We start from the raw sequence: 25601 nt of genomic DNA on the forward strand, positions 1-25601 counted from the left end.
ATTATGGCGAAAAACAATGAGAATGCTGCAAAAATACTAGATTATTGGTTTGCATTAGATTTTTTATCGCAAGACAAATATCCAGATTATGTGGAAATAAGAAATAAAATAAAAAGGCATAAAGAAGATTGGGCTAAAGGAAAATCTAAATACAAAACCATAGAGACATTTATACGGTTAGAGAAAAAGGATATTACAACAAGGCAACTTTATGATGAAATTTATGAAGAAGCCAAATCTTGTGGAATGAAAAAGTGGGGGAATCTTACGGTATATATAGGCAGGGTAAAGAGGGAAAAGTGTATTGAGTGCATATCAAATATATTATCACTTCCTTCAGAAGCTGATAATAGGGTGGAAAAGAGTTCGGAACGTATTGCTTGGGCAAGTCTCCAGCTTTCACCAGAAGGAAAATATATTGAACATTCGTTATCACTTTCAACTATTTTATGGGCATTAGATGAAATAAAAGTTTCGAAGGAAAAGCTTTCAGAAGCCTTAGATAATCAAGAATATACGTTAGCAGTAGAAACATTAGAAAACAGATTTTTTGATAAAGAAAAAAGAGCAGAAGTAGAAAATGAGAAAAAATTAGATACAAATAAAGTTAATATAGCATCAGATGGAAAGATAGAAGAGATTCAGAGATTTGATATTACAGCAGTTACTTTAAAAACGTTACAAGAATTATTCAAAGAAATTGAAAGAAGATATATCAAAGACAATATTGAAAATACTGTTGATGAAAATGATAATTATGAGGAAATATATGGAATAAGCTTTCAATTGTTTAAAGATGAGGAGACAAAATACAAGAGGGAAGCAGATAATTATTTGGGGTTAGAACAAAGCTATTTTTCGAATGACATAAAGATGGTGTTGGATTTAGCTAGGAATGATGAGCTTTCAAAAGATAAGTATTTGGGAGAAGATATACAAGAATACATAACAACATTAGTGAATTCAAAGAAAAATGAAACACGAAGACTAGATATGGTGAGACCTGATAATGGGAATTTGGTAAAATTTAAAAGTAATCTTTCTGAATTATTAAGAATTCAAAATGCACCTTTGGGAAAGTGGCCATCTAGATTTATGCCGGCTTTCATGCAGCAAATGGCAATTAATTTGGCTATTGGAAAGGGAACATCACAGCTTTTTGATGTTAATGGAAAAATTTTTTCTGTTAATGGACCGCCAGGAACAGGAAAAACTACATTGCTTAAGGAAATAGTAGTAAATAATATTATTGAAAGAGCTTGTCTATTAGCAGAGTATGATAATCCAGATGATGCGTTTGTTCAATGTGATTTTATTCATGGCGATAAGGAGGAAAATGCATATTCAAAATATACAAGACACTGGCATCGTCTAAAAAACGATGAAATAAATAATTATAGTATACTCGTAACATCGTGTAATAATGCTGCTGTCGAAAACATTTCAAAAGAATTACCAAAAGGGGTTGTGGGGGATTTAAAAGCCTTAGAGAATGATTCTGTAGAATTGCGAAATGAGTTGGATTCTGTTGCAAAATTATTCGACCCTAAACAATCGGATATGAAAGAAAAAACATATCAAGAAGAGGCATATTCGGATATATATTTTACGAGATATGCTCAAACATTATTAGAAACAGAGGATGTATGGGGGCTGGTAGCTGCACCACTTGGAAAAAAATCAAATCTCAGTGATTTTTATAAAAAAGTTCTATATCCTCTATCCAGAGATTTTTATACAAAGAGAGGGACAGCTGAAGAGAGAGTGACAAAATATAAAAAAGCAAAAGCGGATTTTCTCAACCAATTAGAAGTTGTCAAAGAGCAGCAAAAAAGACTATCAGATTTAGGTGATTTGTTCGATTCCCTAGTTGAGGCAGAGCATGATAAGGAAGAAGCGAAAGAACAGGTTAGAATATGGAAATTACGATGCGAGGAAGTACATGCTTCTTCGGAAAAAGATATATTAAAATTAACGCAACAGCTTTCTTTTGCAACTGAAAAAGTGGAAACATGTGAAGATATATTAGGGGAAATTCGGCAGAATATTGAAGACAAGCAAGAAAAGAAAAAGAAAACACATGATTTAATTAAACAGTTGCTGGAAGAAGAATTTTCTAAAAGAAATTCAGTGGGGATATTTACAAAATTATTTAATAAAGAGAAATATAATGTAGCAATGCAATTGGCAGATGAGTATAAAAAAGATGCTGATAAACAAAGAAAATTGAGCTTGAATTGGAACAAGATCTTGAACAGTTGAAGAAAAATGAACAGCAGAAGGAAGAGATAGTTGCTATAGCTAGAAAAGAAGTAGACGAATTAGAACAAAAAATTGATAATATAAAGGAACCGATGAGAGTTGCTGAAAAAAATAAAAGTGATGCAGAAATAGAAAGTCAAAGGACAGAACAGCAGTATCAGAATCAGAAAATGAAAATAGAAACAAAACGAGCAATTCTTTCGAAAGCATCAGATGTAGATGAAATGGTTATCTTAGATGAGAAATTTATGCGGGATTTATTATCAGATGATATAGATGTAGCAACTAAGGCTCAAGTGGATAATCCGTGGTTCACGCAACGCTATAATCGTGAAAGAGAAAAATTATTTGCATTGGCGATGCGAATGAATAAAGAATTTGTGATTTCATCAAAGAAATGTAGAGATAATTTTAATACGTTATCACAGTATTGGGGATTCAAAGAAGGTGATGAAAAGGAAAAAATAATATTTCATAAAGAAGATAGAGAGAATATGGTTGCATCTTTGTTTCAAACTCTTTTTTTACTTGTTCCAGTCATGTCTTCTACATTTGCTTCTATAGGAACTTTATTAAAGGATGTAAAAAAACCAGGTAAAATTGGTTTACTGATAGTAGATGAAGCAGGACAGGCACAACCACAGATGGCAATAGGAGCATTGTATAGAAGTCGAAAAGCTATTATTGTTGGAGATCCAAAACAAGTAGAGCCGGTAGTAACGGATGATTTGCTGCTATTGAAGCATGCCTATAATAATATGCTCATCAAGCCGTATAAAAGCAAGACAATTTCGGTACAGAGTTTTGCAGATAGGCTTAATTTATTTGGAACATATTTAGATAATGGATCAGATTATCCAGAATGGATTGGGTGTCCATTGCTTGTACATAGAAGATGTATATCACCAATGTATGAGATTTCTAATCAATTGTCGTATAATGGTATAATGAAGCAACAAACACGTCCACCAAAGAAGGAAGTAGCTAAAAAATTTATATATGATAAATCACAATGGATAAACATTGAGGGAAAAGAAAAAGGAAATAAAAATCATTATGTAGAAGAACAAGCAAAGAAAGTATGTGAAATGCTAGAAGTTGCTTTTGAAAAAGATCCAGAACCCAGTCTCTACATAATTAGTCCGTTTACTACAGTGATTTCTGGAATAAAGTCCTACATTAAATCGTACTGTAAGTATAATCTTAATACAAAGATAAATGAGGAGTATATGCTAGACTATGATCAAAAGAGGATAGGAACTGTCCATACCTTCCAGGGAAAGGAAGCAAACGAGGTTATTTTCTTATTAGGCTGTGACAATTCCCGGGAAGCAGAAGGTGCCATAAAATGGGTAAACAAAAATATCGTGAATGTTGCTGCAACGAGAGCTAAGTTCAGGTTATATGTTATAGGAGATGAAGCTGCTTGGAATAAATCTCCATGTGTAAGTGAAGCAAAAAGAATAATGGATATCTATGCAATTAAAGAGATTAAAAATATAATTGAAAAGGGATTGCCGGAAGAGGAAAAAAAGAAAGCCTTATTAAATGCTTCTAATGCTTTACCATCCGTTACTCAGTTTATGACAATCAAAACAGAGGGAAAGGAAAGAATTTTAGATTATAGGTTCGATACGACTAATTTAATCCAAGGATTGACCAAAGAATTTATAAAAAATGATTTATCAAAAGAACAGCTCGAAAAATTTGGATTCAAATCAATGAAAGATTTGGAAATGTTATCTCAGAGAGTAAGAGCTAATGTTGTGTTGGGAATGAAATTATTTTATCTTCTTGAGCCGGTTTATAAAATCAATCATGATATGGATGCTTCTTGTTGTGCGATACTATTCTGTAAAGCAATGGAATTGCAAATGAAAGATTGCTTTATAAAAGGACTAAAAAAGGTATTGCCGGAATTTGAAATAAAAGGATTCGGAAAAGGACGCACAAAAGTGACACTGAAAGATGCAGAAAATAAAGAATTAACCTTAGGTACTTTTGTCACGATTATTCGAAGTAATCGTGAAACTCTTGGTCAACATATGCAGACTATAGGAAATACAGATTATGATCAAGTATGGTGGAGACTATTTGATGAGAGACTTAGTGAGTGTACAATCAGAAGAAATAAATGTTGCCATTCAGGGGTGTTTAATTGGAAGGAATTGTCATATTTACTATATGATATGTTCAAAAAGCATGAAAAGAAGAATATCGGTGGAGTGATATTTGAGAGCAGGGTTGGAACTAAGTTATAGCTGAATAATGTTAGGGGTAAGGGGCGAAGGTAAAAACAAAGGCGTTAGCAGATTTTATAGAAGTTAAGGAAGAAGTCGCAGCGATTGCCAAAATCATTGCGGAGCTGGAGTAGAATTAATAGATAGGTTATAAAAAGAGTAAACGAGAGTATGAAACTTTTTCTGTAAAATAATGTTTAGAAGATTCTTCTATGATAAAATAAATATCATTAGGAGAGCCTTTTATTATGGCAAGACAAAAGAAACCAGTATATCGAGTACAAATGACAGAAGGTAAAAGAAACATTATCCATCAGTTCCTTGAAGACTTAGATGAATTTATAAATGGGTACAGCCATGAATATTCAAGTTTAATATAGTTGTTATTTTGTCACGAAATAATCCAATTGAAATTATTTGTAGCCAGTGCGGTAAGAATAAAGCAAAGTGGGTAAATCCGGAAGCCTATTATGATGAAAAACCATTTTGGCGTGAGGAGTGCTTGAAAGAAGAAGCTGGCATGGAGGATATCTGTGGGATAGAATATATGCTTCCAGTATGTAATTCTCCGAGAATGGGAGTATGTGGTTATGAAGGAAGCACGAGATATCCAGACCAGTTCGAGCCAGATAAATAATTGGATAAAAAGTGCCATCAGTATTAGATTCACGAAAACATTTAATGATGAAACATAGAAGTTTATGTTAGCACATTTGTGTTAAGTACTATTAAAATTCAACATGACAGTCTGAAGATATCTAATGGTAAATGAATGTGATGGAGCAGAGAAATTGGTGGCAGGTTGGCACTGGATTATTTGATTAAAGTAAAAGATTACAGATTTTTGGAGGCGGATTGAATTGCTTGCAGGGCAGGCAAATATTCAACCGCCCCTTTCTGTATCTGAGCAACTTCTAGGGGAAAACATTTGCTGTTAAGAGTTTCGTACAATGATTCAACTGTGGAATAAATGGAAGATATCAGAAGAATGTTCAAGAGTCAAAAAATGTCAAAATTTGTCGAATAATTTATTTTGAACTAATCAATATATAGAATTAATATCTCGAAAAATGTGTTAATATAATATATATTGTACAAATACCAAGTGAATTAAGATGAAAAACGTATAGATGTTAATAAAAATACAATGGAGAAAGAATATGTTGAAAGTAAGAACAATTATTATTTTATATTTAATTTTAGTTATTATTTTTAATTTACCCAGTAAGAAGCTTGATAAACTTAATGAGAGAATGGAACAAGTAATTAATATGAAATAAAAATTCAATGAGGACTTATATACTGGGATTAATGGAGAAAACAGGAGGAAAAGGATGAAAAAGAAATATACATTAGAGGAGCATTTGCATCAAGTAAGTAAACATCATGATACAAATCATAGTCTGCAAAGTGTATATGATTTGCAGAAAAGAAAGTTAATTAGATATTTATCTTCAATAGTTACGACTTATCCGACATACAGTACACACGATACGTGGCATTCTGCAAATATTGTATCAGCAATTGAAAACATACTGGGGAAGGATAGAATAAAGAAACTGACAGGAATAGATACATTCCTTATATTAATGTGTGCGTATATGCATGATGTTGGGATGTTATATACGGAGCAGGAAGTTCGAGAAATATGGGTGTCAAATGAATTCCAGCAGTTTTTAAAGGAATATCAATCGGATACTTCTACAATTGGAAAAGCTGTTAGAATATTATTGGATGTAGAAAAGGAAAAAGTGGAAGCAGCAGTGTGGCCTTTAGATATAAAGCAGGCAATTACGATTGTATTGATGGAATATTTCCGTCCACAGCATGGTCGACGTATTCAAAATTTATCGGATAAAGAAAATCGTATAGGAGAGCTGTTGCGTGTAGAGGATTCATTTCTTCCGGTACGCATCATTAAAATAATTAATAAGATATCTATGGCACATACGGGCAGTTTCGAAAACATGTTGAACGATTTAGTGATTGTAGATACTTTTGCAGGGGAAGAATTTCATCCCAGACTAATTGCATGGTTACTTCGCATGGGAGATTTGTGCGATTTGGATAATGACAGGTTTAATAAAATTGGAATTGCAACATTTGGCACATTACAAGATGATAATCTGGCACATTATTTTAAGCATTTATCAGTAGAAACGTTGCATATTTCTACTGATAAGATACAAGTAGTTGCGAATGTTGATAGAAAGTGTATTGAGCAAGAGTGTGCGATAGACTGGATGAAGGAAGATGCTTGTAATGATAAAGAAAAATTTGAAAGTAGATGTATGAAAGTATATCAGCAGACAATTCGAGAGCATGTCAATTGGAAAAATTGGATGGAGGGAGAGGTTAATTCAGCAAAATTAAATGTGAACAAGATATTCCCAAAGCATTGGAATCGTAAGATTCCGGAGATAGAATATAAAATTCTGTTGAATGGGAAAGAAATATCATCTGGGAATCAGAATCTGAGATTTTCTTTTTCACAGGAAAAAGCGTATTCTTTGATTGAGAATATCAGTATTTATCAGAATGAAGGTTTTATTTTTATACGCGAATTGATACAAAATGCGATTGATGCATCCAAGATTCAGATTTGGAGGCAAATCAAAGGAAAAATACCAAAGTATAAATATGAAATTTCTCCGTTCCAGGTAGAGAGAATGTTTCCGGGAATATTTGAGAGATATGCAATTAATATTTCAGCAAAATATCATGAAGAGACAGATACTGTAGATTTTTCGATTGAAGACTCTGGTATAGGAATCAGTGTGAAAGAATTTCAGGAACATATTCTAAAGACAGGAAGCAGTTGGAAAAATCGTCAAAATTATAAAAAAGAATTTGAAAGTATGCCGGAATGGTTAAAACCGACAGGAGCATTCGGTATAGGTTTACATACTGTGTTTACTGTTACAGATGAGATGAAGATATATACAAAGTCAGATTGTGAAGAGCAAACAAACGAAATGTTGCTGTATTCCGGTAAAAAAAGTGGCTATGCATTTTGTCAGCAAGCAGAAACCCCACGTGCGCAAGGAACAAAAATATCATTTAAATTTCATTTGAATAAGGCTCAGAAGTCACAGTTTTTTGGAGAGATGGAGGGATCTTATTTAAAAGAATATGAAAATGAATATGAGAAATTAATTATCAATCATATAGAAAAATTTTGTAAAACGCCAATTGTACCAGTTTACTTTAATGAGGATGAATATATATTACCGGCATTGACGATGTCAACATGGGTTAATGAATTGACTAGTTGTATCGGTGAATCATGCAAGGGAGATATTGATGGCAATAGTAGATATGAATATTGTTTTGGATATAATTATCAATATTTCATCGTATATGATAAGGAAAAAAGGTATGTAATAAATGCTAAAATTTTATCATATTCAGAATATAACAATATAGGGATACTATATAACATAAATGAGCAGCAGAATGTCTTGGCTTTTATGGGAATGCATGTAGAAGATAATATTAGTATAAGAGATGCTTTATTTGTAATTGATTATATGGATATTTTGGCAGGAGAAGGCAATGATGTAATAGATGCGGCACGAATGAAACTTACTTATGAGGCAAAAAAACAGATACGATTGTCATTAAACGAGATTCTTTCTTTTGCAAAAGAATGTTATATGAACTTGATGATAGAACAACGTCAGGATATGGTTGTAAGTGCATACAGGGAAGAAATAAGAGATCTAGCAACAAAGTATTATGCAAAGGAAATATCGGAGACTGATGTATGGAAAATGATATGCAAGAAGAAAAAATTGATTTTTCCGGCAGAAAGCACAAGAAAAGTAAGAACATTGGAAGTCAGGATTGTGACTTATCTAATGTGTTTAAATTTCGTAGATGCAGTTCTTAAGTTAGATATACAGGCATTGTCAGCTAATGAATACAGGGTGGATGCTGTGGACATGCTTCAGAAAATGGAAATAAAAGCATTTGAATTTCTGGATTATTTGCTGAGAAAATGGAAATCAGACTGGCGAGTGAAAGATTTATATTTTTTGCAACCATATTTTAATAATCAGTTGATTAATATTTTAAAACATTATTGCTATATCTGGGGACATATGATTATTCAGTATGCGATGAAATTGCAGAGGATAGATGGGCAAGAAGAAAAATGGAAGCAGTTAATAAAAACAGAATTTAATAAAAGATTTCCTAATATGCATCGGTGGAAAAAGACGAAATATATTCCAGAAAATATAATGACGATGCTTAGATATTATAGGGGAATAGGAGAGGTAAATCATTTTGAAATTTCGGCTATAAATGACTTGTTATTTCCTGCTTCGGCGATTGCCTTTAGAGAGTGGCGTTTTCGAGGAACATATCGTGATAATCTGTTGATGTCGTTGGAATTAGATCAGCCATATCTGTATTTGCTTTTAGATATTCCAAAAGACCGTGAGGTCAGCAGTCTGGAAAGAGATGTATGGATTTTGTATATGAAAGGCAGTATTTATGGTGGATTTGGATACGATATGATAAGTCCGGCTTCTGTAGAACAGATTATAGATGAGAAATCAGTAGTTGTTGTAAGAGAGAAAAAACAATTAGTTTATGATTGTATTCCCATGTTGCAAAGATTTGAAATAATTGGAATAGAGGAGTTGAAGAAAGGATGGGGGCTTAAACTTGATCCAACACAAAAAGGAAGTCATGGAATCAGTGCTACACAACAAGAAAAGTGGGAGATATATAGAAGATTTTGGGAAAAAATTGATAATTCTAGATTTTATCAACAGACAGATGAAATTGAAGTTATTATACCGGCATTTGATGAATATAGAGAAATAGCAGATTTTAATACAGGCTATAATGAGTTGTTGGAGGTACCATGTCTTTATGCAACTGTTCCGGCATGGGATTATCAAAAAGGCATAAGAGAATTTATGGATGAATGTAACATGAATGCGTGGAATCCCGAAAAATGTGTGGAAACGATTAAAAATAGAGAATTGGACAGAAAAGTAATAAATTATCTATGTAGGACAAAAAGTAATAATAGCGAGGCAGAACGTGAAAAAATAGAAACACTTTATAGAACATTTCTGCTGGAATTATTTACAGCGTGGAATGAAACCATCCCAAAAGGATAGAAAAAAAATATTGCGCACAAACTCTTAATGGGTTTATAATAAGACTCGGTTAAGAAACACAGGAGGAATCAATATGAGCATTAGAATTGGTATTTTAGGATATGGTAACCTTGGAAGAGGTGTAGAGTGTGCAATTAAACAGAATGCAGATATGGAACTGGCGGCAGTATTTACACGTAGAGATCCTGCGACAGTTCAGATTTTAACAGACGATGTTCCTGTATGCCGTATTGCGGATGTGCAGGATTGGAAAGATAAGATTGATGTAATGATTCTTTGTGGAGGAAGTGCAACAGATCTTCCAAAGCAGACACCAGTGTATGCAGAGATGTTCAATGTCATTGACAGCTTTGATACACATGCAAGAATTCCGGAACATTTTGAGGATGTTGATGCGGCAGCTAAAAAAGGTGGTAATGTCGGCATTATTTCTGTAGGCTGGGATCCTGGTATGTTCTCTTTGAACAGACTTTATGCAAATGCAATCTTGCCGGAAGGTAAGGACTATACTTTCTGGGGCAAGGGTGTCAGTCAGGGACATTCGGATGCAATCCGCCGCGTGGAAGGTGTCAAAGATGGAAAGCAGTATACAATTCCGGTAGAGGCTGCACTGGAAGCTGTTCGTAACGGGGAGAATCCGGATCTGACAACAAGACAGAAGCATACAAGAGAGTGCTTTGTAGTGCTTGAAGAGGGTGCAGATGCAGCGAAGGTTGAAGAAGAGATTAAGACAATGCCAAACTATTTCTCAGATTATGATACAACCGTACATTTTATCAGTGAGGAAGAGTTGAAAGCAAATCACAGTGGAATCCCACATGGTGGATTCGTGCTTCGCAGTGGAAAGACAGGATGGGATGGAGAGAATAAGCATCTTATCGAGTATAGCTTGAAGCTGGATTCTAATCCGGAGTTTACAGCGTCTGTGCTCGTTGCATATGCAAGAGCAGCTTACAAACTGGCGCAGGAAGGTCAGTCTGGATGTAAGACAGTGTTTGATATTGCACCTGCATATTTGAGTGCGAAGAGCGGAGCTGAATTGAGAAAGCATTTGCTGTAAGATTAAAGTAAACGCTTTTGTTGTTTGTATTTCAGAAGTTGATAATATATCATATAAAGATAAAAATCGTTAAGGCTTTGATATGTGCCTTAACGATTTTTTTGTTTCCATGTATGCGACATCTTCGGAGTTTTAAAAATTGCAAAAATTTTATGAACTAAAATTCAATCTGTTTTTTTACCTCAGCAATATTTCCGGTAAAGACGATACCATCCATTCCGGCATTTTTGGCACCTTCGATATTTTGTGGAAGGTCATCGATGAAGAAGCATTCTTCTGGATTGAGATTAAAATGCTTAAAGAAGTACTCATAAATATCCAGGTCTGGTTTTGCCATTTTGATAGGACCTGAGAAAATGACGCCGTTGAAGCTTTTTAATAATTCTGAATCTGCCATATAATCAGCAAAGTAAGTAGGAGCGTTGGATAAGAGATAGATCGGGATTTGACGCTCATTTAATTCTTTGATAAATGCAAGGGTGTTTGAAAGGTGTGTGACTTCTTTTGGCCAGTCGTGAAAGAATGTGCGGACGGTATCTTGAAGTCGCGGCGGTGTTAATTCCAGTGTACTTTGCAGGTAATCATCGTACTCGAGTGTGCCCCGGTCGAGGTCCGGCCATTGACGGTAGACGATGTCACGCAGCAGGTCGGCATCTTCTTGGGACTCGCAAAAGGATCTTAAAATGGCAAGACCATCGAATTTTGCAATGACATTTCCGTAGTCGAAAACAATATTTTTATATTTCATATCAGAGCCTATTTTCTGCCCATTTTTGAGCAAATAATGTAAAAAATTAATTTTATTTTACAATAGATTGTTTCGTCTTGCAATTGCATAATTATGAAAAATAAGTTATACTTACAACCGAATATATTTTGCGGCTCATAAAAGAAGATTCGCATATATTTGGTAACAAAAGAGATGTTTTAAAATATGGGAGAAGTTATATGTGTGGAATAGTAGGATTTAACGGACACAAAAATGCAGCTCCGGTTTTGCTGGATGGATTGTCAAAGCTGGAATATCGTGGATATGATTCTTCGGGAATTGCGGTTCGTGACGGTGAGGCACCGGTCAGAGTGGTAAAAGCAAAGGGACGTCTGAGTGTTCTTTGTGAGAAGACAGATGATGGACGTGCGGTAGCCGGAAATTGTGGTATAGGACATACAAGATGGGCAACACATGGAGAACCATCCGAGACAAATGCACATCCACATTGCAGTGATGATGGTAATGTAGTAGGTGTACATAACGGGATTATCGAGAACTATCAGGAATTAAAGGATAAGCTTGTGAAAAAGGGTTATGTCTTTTATTCTGAGACAGATACTGAGGTTGCGATCAAATTGATCGATTATTATTATAAGAAGTATCTTGGTACGCCAATTGATGCAATCAATCATGCAATGGTCCGTATTCGTGGGTCTTACGCATTGGCAGTGATGTTTAAGGAGTATCCGGAAGAGATTTATGTGGCAAGAAAAGACAGCCCGATGATCTTAGGTGTGGAGAATGGTGAGTCTTACATTGCTTCTGATGTTCCGGCTATTTTGAAATATACTAGAAATGTATATTATATCGGTAATATGGAGATTGCCCGTCTGCAGAAGGGGAATATTACATTTTATAACCTGGATGGAGATGAGATCGAGAAAGAGCTTGTTGAGATCAAATGGGATACTGAGGCAGCTGAAAAGGGTGGATTTGAGCATTTTATGATGAAAGAGATCCATGAGCAGCCGAAGGTGGTAGAGGATACTTTGAATTCTGTTTTGAAGGATGGCAAGATTGATCTGACAGAAGTTGGACTGACAGAGGAAGAGATGAAGGAAATCAGCCAGATTTATATTGTGGCATGTGGTTCGGCATATCATGTTGGTGTTGCAGCACAGTATGTGATTGAGGATCTGGCAAGAATTCCGGTACGTGTTGAGCTTGCATCAGAGTTCCGTTATCGTAAACCGATTTTGGATAAAAATGGTCTCGTTATTTTGGTCAGCCAGTCGGGAGAGACCGCAGATACTTTGGCTGCACTTCGTGAGTCAAAGGAGCTTGGTGTTAAGACACTTGCGATTGTGAATGTTGTTGGTTCTTCAATTGCACGTGAGGCTGATAATGTATTTTATACACTTGCAGGACCGGAAATTTCGGTCGCAACGACAAAAGCGTACAGCACACAGCTGATTGCATCGTATGCACTGGCGCTGCAGTTGGCAAAGGTACGTGAAACGATTTCTGAGGAAAAATATTGTGAAATGATTCAGGAACTTACTACAATTCCTCGAAAGATTGGCAAGATTCTGGAAGATAAGGAGCGTATTCAGTGGTTTGCAGCGAAATATGCAAACTCAAAGGATGTATTCTTTATTGGAAGAGGAATCGATTATGCAATCTGTCTGGAAGGCAGCCTTAAGATGAAAGAAATCAGTTATATTCATTCAGAGGCATATGCAGCAGGTGAATTGAAGCATGGAACAATCAGTTTGATTGAGGATGGAACGTTGGTGATCGGTGTTCTGACACAGGATCATTTATATGAAAAAACAGTTTCAAATCTGGTTGAGGTGAAGAGTCGTGGCGCATATCTGATGGGCCTGACACATTATGGCAATTATAATATAGAAGATACAGCAGATTTTGCGGTTTATGTTCCAAAGACAGATGAACATTTTGCTACTTCATTGGCAGTTATCCCTCTTCAGTTGCTTGGATATTATGTATCTGTTGCAAAGGGATTGGATGTAGATAAGCCGAGAAACCTTGCGAAAAGTGTTACAGTAGAATAAAAATTTTATAAAAATTAAAAAAAGTACTTGAAGGTGACCTTAGGTCACCTTTTATAATGGGAACAACTAGTAAACGAGACGTGAAAAATATTGAATATATAACGTATAAGGAGGTTCTCATGAAGGGAATTATTTTAGCAGGAGGTTCAGGCACTCGTCTGTATCCTTTGACAATGGTAACATCAAAACAGTTATTGCCAATTTATGACAAACCGATGATTTATTATCCGATGTCTGTATTAATGAATGCAGGTATCCGTGATATTCTGATCATTTCTACACCACAGGACACACCAAGATTTAAAGAGCTGCTTGGTGACGGACATCAGTTTGGAGTACATTTGTCATATGCAGTGCAGCCAAGCCCGGACGGACTGGCTCAGGCATTTATCATCGGTGAAGAATTTATCGGTGATGATACAGTGGCAATGGTTCTTGGCGATAACATTTTCGCAGGACATGGTCTGAACAAGCGTCTGAAAGCTGCTGTGGAAAATGCAGAGACAGGTAAGGGTGCTACTGTATTTGGATATTATGTAGATGATCCGGAGCGTTTTGGTATCGTTGAATTTGACAAGACAGGAAAAGCAATTTCTATCGAAGAAAAACCGGAGAAACCAAAGAGCAATTACTGTGTAACAGGTTTGTATTTCTATGACAACAAGGTTGTAGAGTATGCGAAGAATCTGAAACCAAGTGCCCGTGGAGAGTTGGAGATTACAGATTTGAACAGAGTATATCTTGAGAAAGGTAACTTGAATGTGGAGCTTCTCGGACAGGGATTTACATGGCTTGATACAGGTACTCATGAGAGTCTTGTTGATGCGACAAATTTTGTGAAAACAGTTGAGACACATCAGCATCGTAAGATTGCTTGCCTGGAAGAAATTGCATATCTCAATGGCTGGATCAGCAAAGAGGAGATTCTGGAAGTTTATGAAATATTGAAGAAGAATCAGTACGGACAGTATCTCAAAGATGTATTAGATGGAAAATATCAGGAAAATTTATACTAAAAGGAGTTTTTAATTATGAATATTATCGTAACAGGTGGAGCAGGATTTATTGGAAGTAACTTTGTATTTCATATGTTAAATAAATACCCGGATTATCGTATCGTATGTCTGGATTGTCTGACATATGCAGGAAATTTATCTACATTGGAGCCAGTGATGGACAACCCGAATTTCCGTTTTGTAAAAGAAAGCATCACAGACCGTGAAGCTGTTTATAAATTGTTTGAAGAAGAGCACCCGGATATGGTTGTAAACTTTGCAGCAGAAAGCCATGTTGACCGTTCTATCGAGAATCCGGAAGTATTTTTGGATACAAATATCAAAGGAACAGCAGTTTTGATGGACGCATGCCGTAAATATGGTATTAAGAGATATCACCAGGTATCTACAGATGAGGTTTACGGAGATCTTCCTCTTGACAGACCTGACTTATTCTTTACAGAGGAAACACCGATCCACACAAGCAGCCCATACAGCTCATCAAAGGCTGGTGCAGACTTGTTAGTTCTTGCTTACCACAGAACTTACGGACTCCCTGTAACAATCAGCAGATGCTCTAACAACTATGGACCATATCATTTCCCAGAGAAATTGATTCCACTTATGATTGCAAATGCTTTGAATGATAAGCCACTTCCAGTATATGGCGAGGGATTGAATGTCCGTGACTGGCTGTATGTTGAGGACCACTGTAAAGCAATCGATCTCATTATCCACAATGGAAGAGTTGGAGAGGTTTACAATGTTGGTGGACATAATGAAAAAACAAATATTGAAATCGTTAAGATTATTTGTAAAGAATTAGGAAAACCAGAAAGCCTGATCACACATGTTGAGGATAGAAAAGGTCATGATATGCGTTATGCAATCGACCCAACTAAGATCCACAATGAACTTGGATGGCTTCCGGAGACAAAATTTGAAGACGGAATCAAGAAGACAATTCAGTGGTATCTGGACAACAAAGAATGGTGGGAGACAATCATTTCAGGTGAGTACCAGAACTACTATGAGAAAATGTATGCAAACCGAGAGGAAATTTAATCTATGAAAGTATTAGTAACAGGTGTAGGCGGACAGCTTGGACATGATGTGATGAATGAGCTTGCAAAACGCGGTTATGAAGGCATTGGTTCTGATATTAAGGAAACTTACAGTGGTGTTTTGGATGGAACACCGGTTGTAAGTATGCCATATGTTCCGATGGATATTACGGATGCGGCTTCTGTAGAGAAGGTTTTGACAGAGGTTGCGCCGGATGCAGTTGTACACTGTGCAGCGTGGACAGCTGTAGATGCTGCTGAGGATGAGGATAAAAAAGATATTGTCTATGCGGTAAATGTAAAAGGAACACAGAATATTGCGGATATGTGCAAGAAGCTTGACTGCAAGATGGTGTATACAAGTACAGATTATGTGTTTGACGGACAGGGTACTAAGCCTTGGCAGCCGGACTGTAAAGACTACAAACCGCTCAGTGTATACGGTGAGACAAAATTAGGCGGAGAGCTGGCAGTTGCCAATACATTGTCTAAATATTTTATCGTCCGTATTGCATGGGTATTTGGAAAAAATGGGAATAACTTTATAAAAACAATGCTTAAGGTGGGAAAAACTCACGATAAGTTGACTGTGGTCAGCGACCAGATCGGAACTCCGACATACACATATGATCTTGCAAGATTGCTGGTTGATATGATAGAGACAGAGAAATATGGTTATTATCATGCAACAAATGAGGGCGGCTTCATCAGCTGGTATGATTTTACAAAAGAGATTTTCCGTCAGGCTGTAGAGTTGGGACATACAGAATACAGTGAAGATAAAGTGGAAGTAAAACCGGTTACAACTGCAGAGTATGGTGTGTCTAAAGCAGCAAGACCATTTAACAGCAGACTGGATAAGAGCAAGCTTGTGGAAAATGGATTCGCGCCATTACCGACATGGCAGGATGCTCTTGGCAGATATTTGAAAGAGATTGAAATATAAGAGGTGTGAAGTAAAATGGGACAGATTAAAGTTGAAAAAAATGCAGGTGGGATTGAAGGTCTTTGCGTAATTGAACCTACTGTTCATGGTGATGCAAGAGGATATTTCATGGAGACTTATAATCAGAAAGATATGGAAGCAGAAGGGCTTACAATGAACTTTGTACAGGATAATCAGTCTAGCTCTACAAAGGGAGTTTTAAGAGGACTTCATTTCCAGAAAGAATTTCCACAGGGTAAACTTGTCCGTGTAGTGAAAGGTTCTGTATTTGATGTAGCTGTAGACTTGAGAAGTGACAGTGAGACTTATGGAAAATGGTTTGGTGTTGAACTGACAGAAGAGAACAAAAAACAGTTCTATATTCCGGAAGGATTTGCACATGGATTCCTGGTACTTAGTGATCTTGCAGAGTTCTGCTACAAATGTACAGACTTTTATCATCCGGGAGATGAGGGCGGTCTTGCATGGAATGATCCTGAGATTGGAATTGAGTGGCCACAGTTGGTTGGAGAGTATCAGGGAAATGCTTCTGCTGAAGGATATCAGCTGGAGGATGGAACAGCTTTGAATTTGAGCGATAAGGACCAGAAGTGGGTTGGACTGAAAGATACATTCCATTTTTAAGGTGAATTTTGCGAGGGTGCTCCCTCGCAAAATTTATATTGACGTAGTGCATTTATCGTGATAGTATACTTGTACAGAAAATGGTCTATCAGAGAGACTATTCATATACTTCAATCAAATTATTCATATTTAAAAATCTAAATTTCATGATAAATCTACCCTGAATCAGGGGAAATTCTCATAACTATTATAATTACAAAAACGGAAACCATTGTCTGTTATAAAACTATTTGTTATTATGAAGTAAAAGAGTATTGTTTTTTACAGTACTTAGCGAGTTTCTCTGTATAGTATTTTCCGAGAAAGGATACTATATGGTGGATAAAAAAGAAAAACAAGAGATTACAGATGTTGAGATTCGAAATTCACAACATGAAGACGCAGCAATGAAAACATTGGCATTATTTTTTGCGGAAGAACTTTTCCCACTATTTCATATTCCGGGAAAGGTGAAGCGGATTGCTCCAACGGAAATTATTCATTTGGAATTGAAAAAATTGTATCAGGATTTTAATTTCGAAATGGAAGATGATTCTTGGATACACTTTGAATTTCAGAGTACTAATGAAGGGGTTAAAGGATTAAAAAGATTTCGTACTTATGAAGCGTTTGCAAGTTATCAACATGGAGTAGCTGTTACAACGTATGTGTTATTTTCAGGAAAAATTAAAAATCCGATTACAGAATATACAGAGGGAATTAACACTTATCGTATATGTCCAATAATTTTACAGAATACAAATGCAGACGAATTATTAAATAATCTGGAATCAAAAATGAAAAATAATGTTGTATTATCGAAAGATGAGATGGTGTCTCTTGCAATGTGTTCTCTGATGAATGGAGAATGTTCACAAAAAGAGCGATTTCACAGAAGTTTTGCTATTTTACAAACTATTCAAGAATCTTCAACATTTGATAAATCCAAGATTGAGGCGGTGATTTATGCAATGGCAGAAAAGTTTTTAAGTGAGATAGATTTGGAAGAGATAAAGGAGGATTTGAAAATGTGGAAAATCGGAAAAATATTAATGAATGAAGGAAAAGAAGAAGGAGAACGACAGACAACACAAAAAATTGTCTGGAATATGAAGGATGATTTTTCAGTTGAACAGATTGCAATGGCTACAAATTTGACTATGAGTGAAGTATCAGAAATACTTAACGATACTAGTAAAAATGTTCAATAGATTTTTTGACTTAGTATAACCGAAGATTCTTTTTTATTGCAAGATTCTTCGGTTATATCAGTTGCTATATGATTCGCAGCAACAATATTTTCGGATTATTTCTGGCAGATAAATAATCCGGCATCTTTAGTAATGTGAAATCCATCTGTCATATTTTTTTCAACAAATCCGCGGAATTCATTATAGTGATCGAGCAACATTTGATTTTGATTTCCGTGACAGGAAAGGATGTATTCAATTAGCGGTTCAGGTCGGTCTAATTCAATAGCATCGATATATTTTTTGCATTCAATCTGGCTGAAATAAGGTTTTAGTATTTCTTCACCATTTTCCAATCCGAATTGTTCGTATAATTTTTCGGCGGAAAGTACAATCCGATTGTCGAATTTTTGCACGAGGTCGCTGATTTCTTTCATGTGATTGATTCCGTATGTGCTGCAGATGAAGCGTCCGCCGGGAGTTAATACACGTACAATTTCTTTGCAGGCAGATGCAATGTCTTCACAATAAAAGAGGACATGGTTTGCAACTACTAGATCAAAGCTTTGATCCGGATATGGAATCTGTTGACAGTCAAATGCCTGAAATTGGAATCTATTGTCGGCAGCAGGCAAATTACGCTTGGCATCGCGAAGCATTCCTTCGGAAATGTCAGAAAGTGTGATTTGGATTTTTGTAGGAATTTTATCCATATTTTCCATCCAAAGAGCACCATTTCCACATCCAATCTCAAGAACTTTTAAATTACAATTTGCAGTATTGTTTATGCTATCAAGTTCATACTGTTCAAAAACCCATGGAAACCATCCTTGTTTGTTGATTGAGTAATCACGATGGAGTCGGATTCTGGCGGAAATGTTGGTCGCATTTTGATATTGGGATTTAAAACTTTTTTCCATATTTGTAAGGTGGATAAGATCCAACATCTGGCTCCAGTCGATCTGATGCTCTTTTTGGATTGCATCCACGGTGTTGTTTAAAGCATTTTCAACTAACTGCATCTGTTCGATTTTATCCTGAATGAATCGTTTTTGCAGTTGGAGTGCATTCAGCATAAAATGATAGTCACTGTCATTGATCGTCATTTCTCGTATGTCTTCCAGCGAAAATCCAAGGTATTTTAAAAGTAGGATTTGTTGGAGACGGGCAAAATCCTGGTCTGTATAAAACCTGGAGCCCGATGGGGTGACATAGGATGGATGAAGAATATTTTGTTTATCATAAAAGCGAATTGTTCGAACCGATACATTTGCCATACGGGCGAATTGACCGGAAGAGTAATAGCCTGGTAAGTTCATTAAAATATCTCCTTTTAACAAAATTGCTGCGTTTTCGCAATCTTGCTATCATTATATAGCAAAAGTCTGTCGATTGCATCTAAAAATTATTTTGATACATCTAAAAAATATTTTGAAAAATTCAAGAAATCGGTTGATTTTTTACAGATATGTGAGATAATTAAGATATGCATAAGAACGTGTATTACAGTTTGCAATGGATTTGCAGGTTGTAATACATTAAGAAAAGTAAAGGAGAGATTAAAAATGAAAGAAATTTTCACAGACAAAGCACCAGCAGCAATCGGACCATATTCACAGGGATTTGAAGTGAATGGTATGGTTTATTTATCAGGACAGATTCCGGTAAATCCAGCAGACGGAAGTGTAGGAGAAGGAATCGAAGCTCAGGCAGAGCAGAGCTGCAAGAACGTAGGAGCATTATTAGAAGCAGCAGGAACAGATTTTTCTCACGTTGTTAAAACAACATGTTTCTTAGCTGATATGGCTGATTTTGCTAAATTCAACGAAGTTTATGCAAAATATTTCGTATCTAAACCAGCTCGTAGCTGCGTTGCAGTAAAAGATCTTCCAAAGGGAGTTCTTTGCGAAATTGAGGCACTTGCTGAGAAATAAAAAGGTATTTTGAACTGAATAGGGTGCCAGTTAGGGAGGAGTGCCAGTTGGGGACGGAGTTTAGTGGCTTTTTTACAAGTAAAAAAGCCACTAAACTCCGTCCCCAACTGGCACTCCTCCCCAACTGTCGCTCTTCTCCAACTGGCACTTTTGACTTGTGTATAAAACCTCCAATATTTCCACATACTATCCATACAACGCAGAATATGGAAATATAGGTATAATACAGGAGGTTTATAGATGTATGAAGGCAACAGGAATTGTACGGAGAATTGATGATCTTGGAAGGATTGTGATTCCGAAGGAGATAAGGAGAACACTTAGAATCAGGGAAGGAGACCCTCTGGAAATATTTACGGATAGAGAGGGAGATGTGATATTGAAGAAATATTCTCCGATTGGGGAGCTTGGGATTGTGGCGAAGCAATATGCGGAAAGTTTGTCGAATGTTTTAAATTGTATAGTATGTATCACAGATCATGACCAGATTGTAGCGGCAGCGGGGAATGGGAAGAAGGAGTTTGAGGAACAATATATTAGTAAGATGTTGGGAGAGCAGCTTCAAAAAAGGGAAGTGCTTCTGGCTGTGCCGGGGGAAAGGAAGTTCGTTATGGTAGTGGACAAAATGAGCGAGTATGAAGGGGAAGCAATCTGTCCGATATTGTGTAACGGAGATGTTATCGGCGGGGTTGTATTTCTAAATCGCGATAAAAAACGTAAATTTGGGGAAATGGAGCAAAAGCTTATAGAATGTGCTGCCAGATTTTTAGGAATGCAGATGGAGCAGTAAAAATGTACTGGATCATTACCGGCCGACATATAATGTATAAGAATGCATAGCATAGAATTACAGGTGTGGAGGTGTGGGAATGGAGAATCGTAAGGATCAAAAACCAGATATACAAAAAGAAGCAGTGTGGATATTAAAGTCACTTTTGGGTGCATATGTAGTGACGGGAATCCTGCTGCTTCTTTTGGCGTTGTTTGTCTATAAATTGAATCTGGAAGAGAAGCAGGTGACTGTTGCGGTGATGGCAATTTATCTGGTATCAACATTTGTAGGTGGATTTATGATTGGAAAATGGAATCGGGTACAAAAGTTTTTGTGGGGAATGATTGTTGGAGCAGGTTATTTTATTTTACTATTGCTTGTCTCTTTCGGTATATATCATTCATTGAAAAACAGTGGGGGAAATGTAATTACTACGATGTTTTTGTGCATTGGAGGGGGATTGCTTGGAGGAATGCTGGCGTAAATGGAAGTTACGAAAACCATAAGAAATTATGAAAAAACTCTTTTAAATCCAACGCCATTGTGGTATAATCCTATGAAGTGAATGTATAACTGCCAAAGAGCAGAAATAGTAGGAGGAGATAACGATGAAACATATCAAAACATTGAATACTCAGACATTGAACAATACAGTGAAAAAAGGTGGATGTGGAGAATGCCAGACATCATGTCAGTCTGCTTGCAAGACTTCTTGTACAGTAGGAAACCAGACATGTGAGCACAGCAAATAATTCGAATCCATTGAGAGAAAGATGTGTGAGATACACATTTGCAGCGTAGGTGATACGCGAGATGGCAAGGCAGCGGCCTTAGGTCGCTGCCTTTAATATGTTAGGATAATAATAGAAAGCGAGGTATCATTGTGATACATCAGTACCAAAATAATGGATATAACATTGTTCTTGATGTGAATAGTGGTTCTGTTCATGTTGTGGATCAGGAAGCGTATGATGTCATTGCCTGTCTGGAGGCGGAGAATACATTTCATACTCCGGATACGCTGAAAAGCGAAGAGACATTTGCACATTTGAAAGAAGAACTTGGAAACAAGTATTCAGAAGACGAGCTGAAGGAGATTCTGGAGGCTGTTATTGAACTGACAGAGGCAGGTCAGTTATTTACAAGAGATATTTACGAAGCTTATATTGGGGAAGTTAAGAAGAGAAAGACCGTTGTAAAAGCATTGTGCCTTCATATAGCACATGACTGTAATCTGGCTTGTAAGTATTGTTTCGCAGAAGAAGGCGAATATCATGGAAGAAGAGCGCTGATGTCTTATGAAGTAGGTAAGAAGGCATTGGATTTCCTGATTGCGAATTCAGGAAGCAGAAGGAATCTGGAAGTCGATTTCTTTGGTGGAGAGCCTCTTATGAACTGGCAAGTTGTAAAAGATCTGGTTGCTTACGGAAGAGAGCTTGAGAAACAGTATGATAAGCATTTCCGCTTTACTCTGACAACAAACGGTGTCCTGCTCAACGATGAAGTTCAGGAATTTGTTAACAAAGAGATGGACAACGTTGTAATGAGCCTAGATGGAAGAAAAGAAATCCATGACCATATGCGTCCATTTAGAAATGGAAAGGGAAGCTATGATCTGGTCGTTCCAAAGTACCAGAAGTTAGCAGACAGCAGAAATCAAGAGAAGTATTACATCAGAGGAACATTTACAAGAAACAATCTGGATTTCTCAGAAGACGTAATGCATTTTGCTGATTTAGGATTCAAACAGATTTCTATCGAGCCTGTAGTTGGTGACGATACAGAAGATTATGCGATCCAGAAAGAGGATCTGCCACAGATTTTTGACGAGTATGATAAGCTGGCGAAGATGATGGTAGAAAGAGAGCGTTCAGGAAAAGGATTTAATTTCTTCCACTTTATGCTTGATCTGGAAGGCGGTCCTTGTGTGGCAAAGCGTTTGTCGGGATGTGGTTCAGGAACAGAATATCTGGCAGTTACTCCTTGGGGAGATCTTTACCCATGTCATCAGTTTGTAGGTCAGGAAGAGTTCCTGATGGGAAATGTTGACGAGGGTATTACAAAACCTGAGATTGCAGATGAGTTCCGCGGATGTAGTGTTTATTCTAAGGAAAGCTGTAAGAATTGTTTTGCAAGATTCTACTGCAGCGGTGGATGCATGGCAAATTCATATAAGTTCCATAACACGATCAATGATACATATGAAGTGAGCTGTGAGATGGAAAGAAAGAGAGTCGAATGTGCAATCATGATTAAGGCTGCGTTAGCAGATGAAGAAAGGATGGAAGGACATGAAGAAGCGTAAAGGGATCCTGAGTCTGATCGCAATCGTAGCATTGATGGCACTTCTCGGTGTGACTACAACGATTGGTCTTGGAAAAGGACATTCCGGAGCGGCTAAGAATATTAATCTTGGTCTTGATCTGGAAGGTGGTGTCAGCATCACTTATCAGGTAAAAGGTGATACTCCGTCAGATAAGGATATGGCGGATACGATTTATAAGCTTCAGAAACGTGTGGAGCAGTATAGTACAGAGGCAAGTGTTTACCAGGAAGGTGATAACCGAATCAGTATCGAGATTCCTGGTGTGACAGATGCCAATAAGATTTTAGATGAACTTGGACAGCCTGGTTCTTTGTATTTTATCGCACAGAAAGGAAGCGATGGTTCAGAAAACTATACTAGAGTTGGCACTACAGGCGATGCAGGAACAGATTTCCAGCTTAATAAGACGATTGAAGAACTGCAGGAAGATGGTTCTATTGTGCTGACAGGATCTGATGTGAAAACAGCTACGGCAGGTGCATATACAGACAGTACAACAGGTTCAAAGGAAAATGTTGTTGACCTTGAGTTTACAAAAGAAGGTACAGAGAAATTTGCAGAAGCTACTAAAGTTGCAAAAGAGGCAGGACAGAGTATCGGTATTTATTATGATGGAGCATTTGTCAGTGTGCCGAATGTAAAAGCAGTTATTTCTGATGGACGTGCCCAGATTTCAGGAAGCATGTCTTATGAAGAAGCTGACCAGCTTGCATCTACAATCCGTATCGGTGGATTAAATCTGGAACTGGAAGAGCTGCGTTCTAACGTTGTAGGAGCACAGCTTGGTGAAGAAGCAATCAGCTCAAGTTTGAAGGCCGGTGCAATCGGTCTGGCAATTGTATTTGTATTTATGTGCTGCGTATACCTGCTTCCGGGTTTTGCTGCAGGTCTTGCACTGTTGATCTATACAGGTCTGGTACTGGTAGCACTGAATGCATTTGACATTACTTTGACATTGCCTGGTATCGCAGGTATCATCCTTGGTATCGGTATGGCGGTAGATGCGAACGTTATTATTTTCGCACGTGTGAAGGAAGAACTTTCATCGGGAAAATCTGTAAAAGCTTCGTTAAATGCCGGATTCCAGAAAGCAATGTCTGCAATTTTGGATGGTAATATTACAACCCTGATCGCTGCTGCTGTATTATGGCTTAGAGGTAGCGGTACTGTAAAAGGATTTGCACAGACATTGGCACTTGGTATCGTGCTGTCTATGTTTACTGCTTTGGTAATTACAAAAGTAATTGTATATTCGTTCTATGCAATCGGAATCCGTAATCCAAAAGTATACGGACGTGTAAAGGAAGAGAGAAAACCAATCAACTTCCTCGGAAAGAAAAAGATTTTCTTTACAATTTCAATTGCACTTATCGTGCTTGGATTTGTTGCAATCGGTGTAAACGAAGGAAAAGGAAATGGCGCGCTCAACTACAGTCTTGAGTTTATGGGTGGTACATCATCTACAGTGACATTTGATAAGGATTATACATTGGAAGAAATCGACCAGAATATCGTTCCATTGATTGAAGATGCTGTCGGAGATAAGAATGTTCAGGTTCAGAAAGTACAGGATTCTAATCAGGTAATCTTTAAGACACAGACATTGAATCTGGAAAAACGTGAGGCATTTAATAAAGTAATGGCTGATAACTTTGGTGTGGATGAGAATGAGATCGCAACAGAGAATATCAGTTCTACAGTAAGCTCAGAGATGAGAAGAGATGCCATTGTAGCAGTTATCATTGCAACAATCTGTATGCTGCTTTATATCTGGTTTAGATTTAAAGATGTGCGTTTCGCAACAAGTGCAGTGTTGGCATTGCTCCATGATGTGCTGATCGTATTAGGCTTCTATGCGATTGCGAGAGTATCGGTAGGTAATACATTTATCGCATGTATGCTGACAATCGTCGGATATTCAATCAATGCGACAATCGTTATTTTCGACCGTATCCGTGAGGAGCTGAAAACAAAGAAACGCGGAACACAGCTGGATGAGCTGGTAAATAAATGTATTACTTTGACATTGACACGAAGTGTTTATACATCACTTACTACATTTGTTATGGTAGCTGTTTTATATATCATGGGTGTAAGCTCTATTCGTGAATTTGCCCTTCCTCTGATGGTTGGTATTATTTGTGGTGCTTATTCTTCTGTATGTATTACAGGTGCACTTTGGTATGTAATGAAAACAAAAATCGGTGTTAAGAAGGCAGAAAGAAAATAGAAAATGATAAAAGGGATAGGCATGAGTTTCGTGTCTGTCCTTTTTTGAAAATGA

20 protein-coding genes are annotated in these 25601 nt (G+C 36.9%); 18 read left to right on the top strand and 2 right to left on the bottom strand.

Going from position 1 to position 25601, the window contains the following annotated elements:
- Nucleotides 1-3: 3 nt before the first annotated feature.
- The 6 genes from H8S40_RS15945 to H8S40_RS04595 all read left to right on the top strand — a co-directional run bounded on the left by H8S40_RS15945 (nucleotide 4) and on the right by H8S40_RS04595 (nucleotide 10700).
- Nucleotides 4-2262, top strand: a complete 2259-nt coding sequence (locus H8S40_RS15945) for a hypothetical protein (RefSeq protein ID WP_207723246.1) — start codon at nucleotides 4-6, stop codon at nucleotides 2260-2262.
- Complete coding sequence (locus tag H8S40_RS15950; RefSeq protein ID WP_207723247.1) at nucleotides 2238-4523, top strand: DEAD/DEAH box helicase; 2286 nt, start codon at nucleotides 2238-2240, stop codon at nucleotides 4521-4523. The genes H8S40_RS15945 and H8S40_RS15950 overlap by 25 nt, the downstream gene beginning before the upstream one ends.
- Before the next feature lie 227 nt (nucleotides 4524-4750).
- A complete protein-coding gene (locus H8S40_RS16310) occupies nucleotides 4751-4882 on the top strand; it encodes a hypothetical protein (RefSeq protein ID WP_279286786.1) in 132 nt (43 codons plus the stop codon).
- Between the two features lie 8 nt (nucleotides 4883-4890).
- Nucleotides 4891-5139 carry a hypothetical protein gene (locus H8S40_RS04585; RefSeq protein WP_186864684.1) on the top strand — a complete coding sequence of 83 codons (249 nt, stop codon included), beginning with the start codon at nucleotides 4891-4893 and terminating at the stop codon, nucleotides 5137-5139.
- A 697-nt stretch (nucleotides 5140-5836) separates the two neighbouring features.
- Complete coding sequence (locus H8S40_RS04590; RefSeq protein WP_186864685.1) at nucleotides 5837-9640, top strand: HD domain-containing protein; 3804 nt, start codon at nucleotides 5837-5839, stop codon at nucleotides 9638-9640.
- A 73-nt stretch (nucleotides 9641-9713) separates the two neighbouring features.
- The gene (locus H8S40_RS04595) at nucleotides 9714-10700 is read left to right on the top strand and encodes a diaminopimelate dehydrogenase (protein WP_118688355.1); all 987 of its coding nucleotides are present in this window, start codon (nucleotides 9714-9716) and stop codon (nucleotides 10698-10700) included.
- Nucleotides 10701-10857: 157 nt separating this feature from the next.
- Here H8S40_RS04595 and H8S40_RS04600 read toward each other — a convergent pair whose 3' ends face one another.
- The gene (locus H8S40_RS04600; RefSeq protein ID WP_186864686.1) at nucleotides 10858-11448 is read right to left on the bottom strand and encodes an HAD family hydrolase; all 591 of its coding nucleotides are present in this window, start codon (nucleotides 11446-11448) and stop codon (nucleotides 10858-10860) included.
- A 200-nt stretch (nucleotides 11449-11648) separates the two neighbouring features.
- Between H8S40_RS04600 and glmS the strand changes: the two genes are divergently transcribed.
- The 6 genes from glmS (at nucleotide 11649) to H8S40_RS04630 (ending at nucleotide 18306) form a co-directional block, all read left to right on the top strand.
- A complete protein-coding gene (gene glmS, locus H8S40_RS04605) occupies nucleotides 11649-13487 on the top strand; it encodes a glutamine--fructose-6-phosphate transaminase (isomerizing) (RefSeq protein WP_118738174.1) in 1839 nt (612 codons plus the stop codon).
- Between the two features lie 119 nt (nucleotides 13488-13606).
- On the top strand, nucleotides 13607-14503 hold the full coding sequence (rfbA, locus tag H8S40_RS04610) for a glucose-1-phosphate thymidylyltransferase RfbA (RefSeq protein ID WP_022075683.1): 897 nt from the start codon (nucleotides 13607-13609) through the stop codon (nucleotides 14501-14503).
- 15 nt (nucleotides 14504-14518) lie between these two features.
- Complete coding sequence (rfbB, locus tag H8S40_RS04615; protein ID WP_022075682.1) at nucleotides 14519-15547, top strand: dTDP-glucose 4,6-dehydratase; 1029 nt, start codon at nucleotides 14519-14521, stop codon at nucleotides 15545-15547.
- A gap of 3 nt (nucleotides 15548-15550) precedes the next feature.
- Nucleotides 15551-16492, top strand: a complete 942-nt coding sequence (gene rfbD, locus H8S40_RS04620) for a dTDP-4-dehydrorhamnose reductase (protein WP_118724867.1) — start codon at nucleotides 15551-15553, stop codon at nucleotides 16490-16492.
- Between the two features lie 15 nt (nucleotides 16493-16507).
- Complete coding sequence (gene rfbC / locus H8S40_RS04625) at nucleotides 16508-17116, top strand: dTDP-4-dehydrorhamnose 3,5-epimerase (RefSeq protein ID WP_022075680.1); 609 nt, start codon at nucleotides 16508-16510, stop codon at nucleotides 17114-17116.
- Nucleotides 17117-17430: 314 nt separating this feature from the next.
- On the top strand, nucleotides 17431-18306 hold the full coding sequence (locus H8S40_RS04630) for a hypothetical protein (RefSeq protein WP_186864687.1): 876 nt from the start codon (nucleotides 17431-17433) through the stop codon (nucleotides 18304-18306).
- A 95-nt stretch (nucleotides 18307-18401) separates the two neighbouring features.
- Here the strand turns inward: H8S40_RS04630 and H8S40_RS04635 are convergent, their stop codons facing one another.
- Nucleotides 18402-19604: a MerR family transcriptional regulator gene (locus H8S40_RS04635; RefSeq protein WP_186864688.1), complete on the bottom strand. Its 1203-nt coding sequence runs from the start codon at nucleotides 19602-19604 to the stop codon at nucleotides 18402-18404.
- Between the two features lie 246 nt (nucleotides 19605-19850).
- Here H8S40_RS04635 and H8S40_RS04640 point away from each other — a divergent pair, with 246 nt between their 5' ends.
- The 6 genes from H8S40_RS04640 (at nucleotide 19851) to secD (ending at nucleotide 25547) form a co-directional block, all read left to right on the top strand.
- Nucleotides 19851-20219 (top strand): RidA family protein, encoded by a 369-nt coding sequence (locus H8S40_RS04640; RefSeq protein ID WP_022075676.1) that lies wholly within the window; start codon nucleotides 19851-19853, stop codon nucleotides 20217-20219.
- A gap of 244 nt (nucleotides 20220-20463) precedes the next feature.
- Complete coding sequence (spoVT, locus tag H8S40_RS04645; protein ID WP_117991576.1) at nucleotides 20464-21009, top strand: stage V sporulation protein T; 546 nt, start codon at nucleotides 20464-20466, stop codon at nucleotides 21007-21009.
- 79 nt (nucleotides 21010-21088) lie between these two features.
- A complete protein-coding gene (locus tag H8S40_RS04650; protein ID WP_117991578.1) occupies nucleotides 21089-21475 on the top strand; it encodes a TIGR04086 family membrane protein in 387 nt (128 codons plus the stop codon).
- A gap of 124 nt (nucleotides 21476-21599) precedes the next feature.
- Nucleotides 21600-21743, top strand: coding sequence for a six-cysteine ranthipeptide SCIFF (gene scfA, locus H8S40_RS04655; protein WP_008369659.1), 144 nt, complete (start codon nucleotides 21600-21602; stop codon nucleotides 21741-21743).
- 131 nt (nucleotides 21744-21874) lie between these two features.
- On the top strand, nucleotides 21875-23296 hold the full coding sequence (scfB, locus tag H8S40_RS04660; protein WP_117991583.1) for a thioether cross-link-forming SCIFF peptide maturase: 1422 nt from the start codon (nucleotides 21875-21877) through the stop codon (nucleotides 23294-23296).
- Nucleotides 23283-25547 carry a protein translocase subunit SecD gene (gene secD, locus H8S40_RS04665; RefSeq protein ID WP_117991586.1) on the top strand — a complete coding sequence of 755 codons (2265 nt, stop codon included), beginning with the start codon at nucleotides 23283-23285 and terminating at the stop codon, nucleotides 25545-25547. The genes scfB and secD overlap by 14 nt, the downstream gene beginning before the upstream one ends.
- The last annotated feature ends 54 nt before the right edge of the window (nucleotides 25548-25601 follow it).

Origin of the sequence: Ruminococcus hominis (genome assembly GCF_014287355.1) — a bacterium.
In the GTDB taxonomy this organism is placed as follows: Bacteria; Bacillota; Clostridia; order Lachnospirales; family Lachnospiraceae; genus Schaedlerella; species Schaedlerella hominis.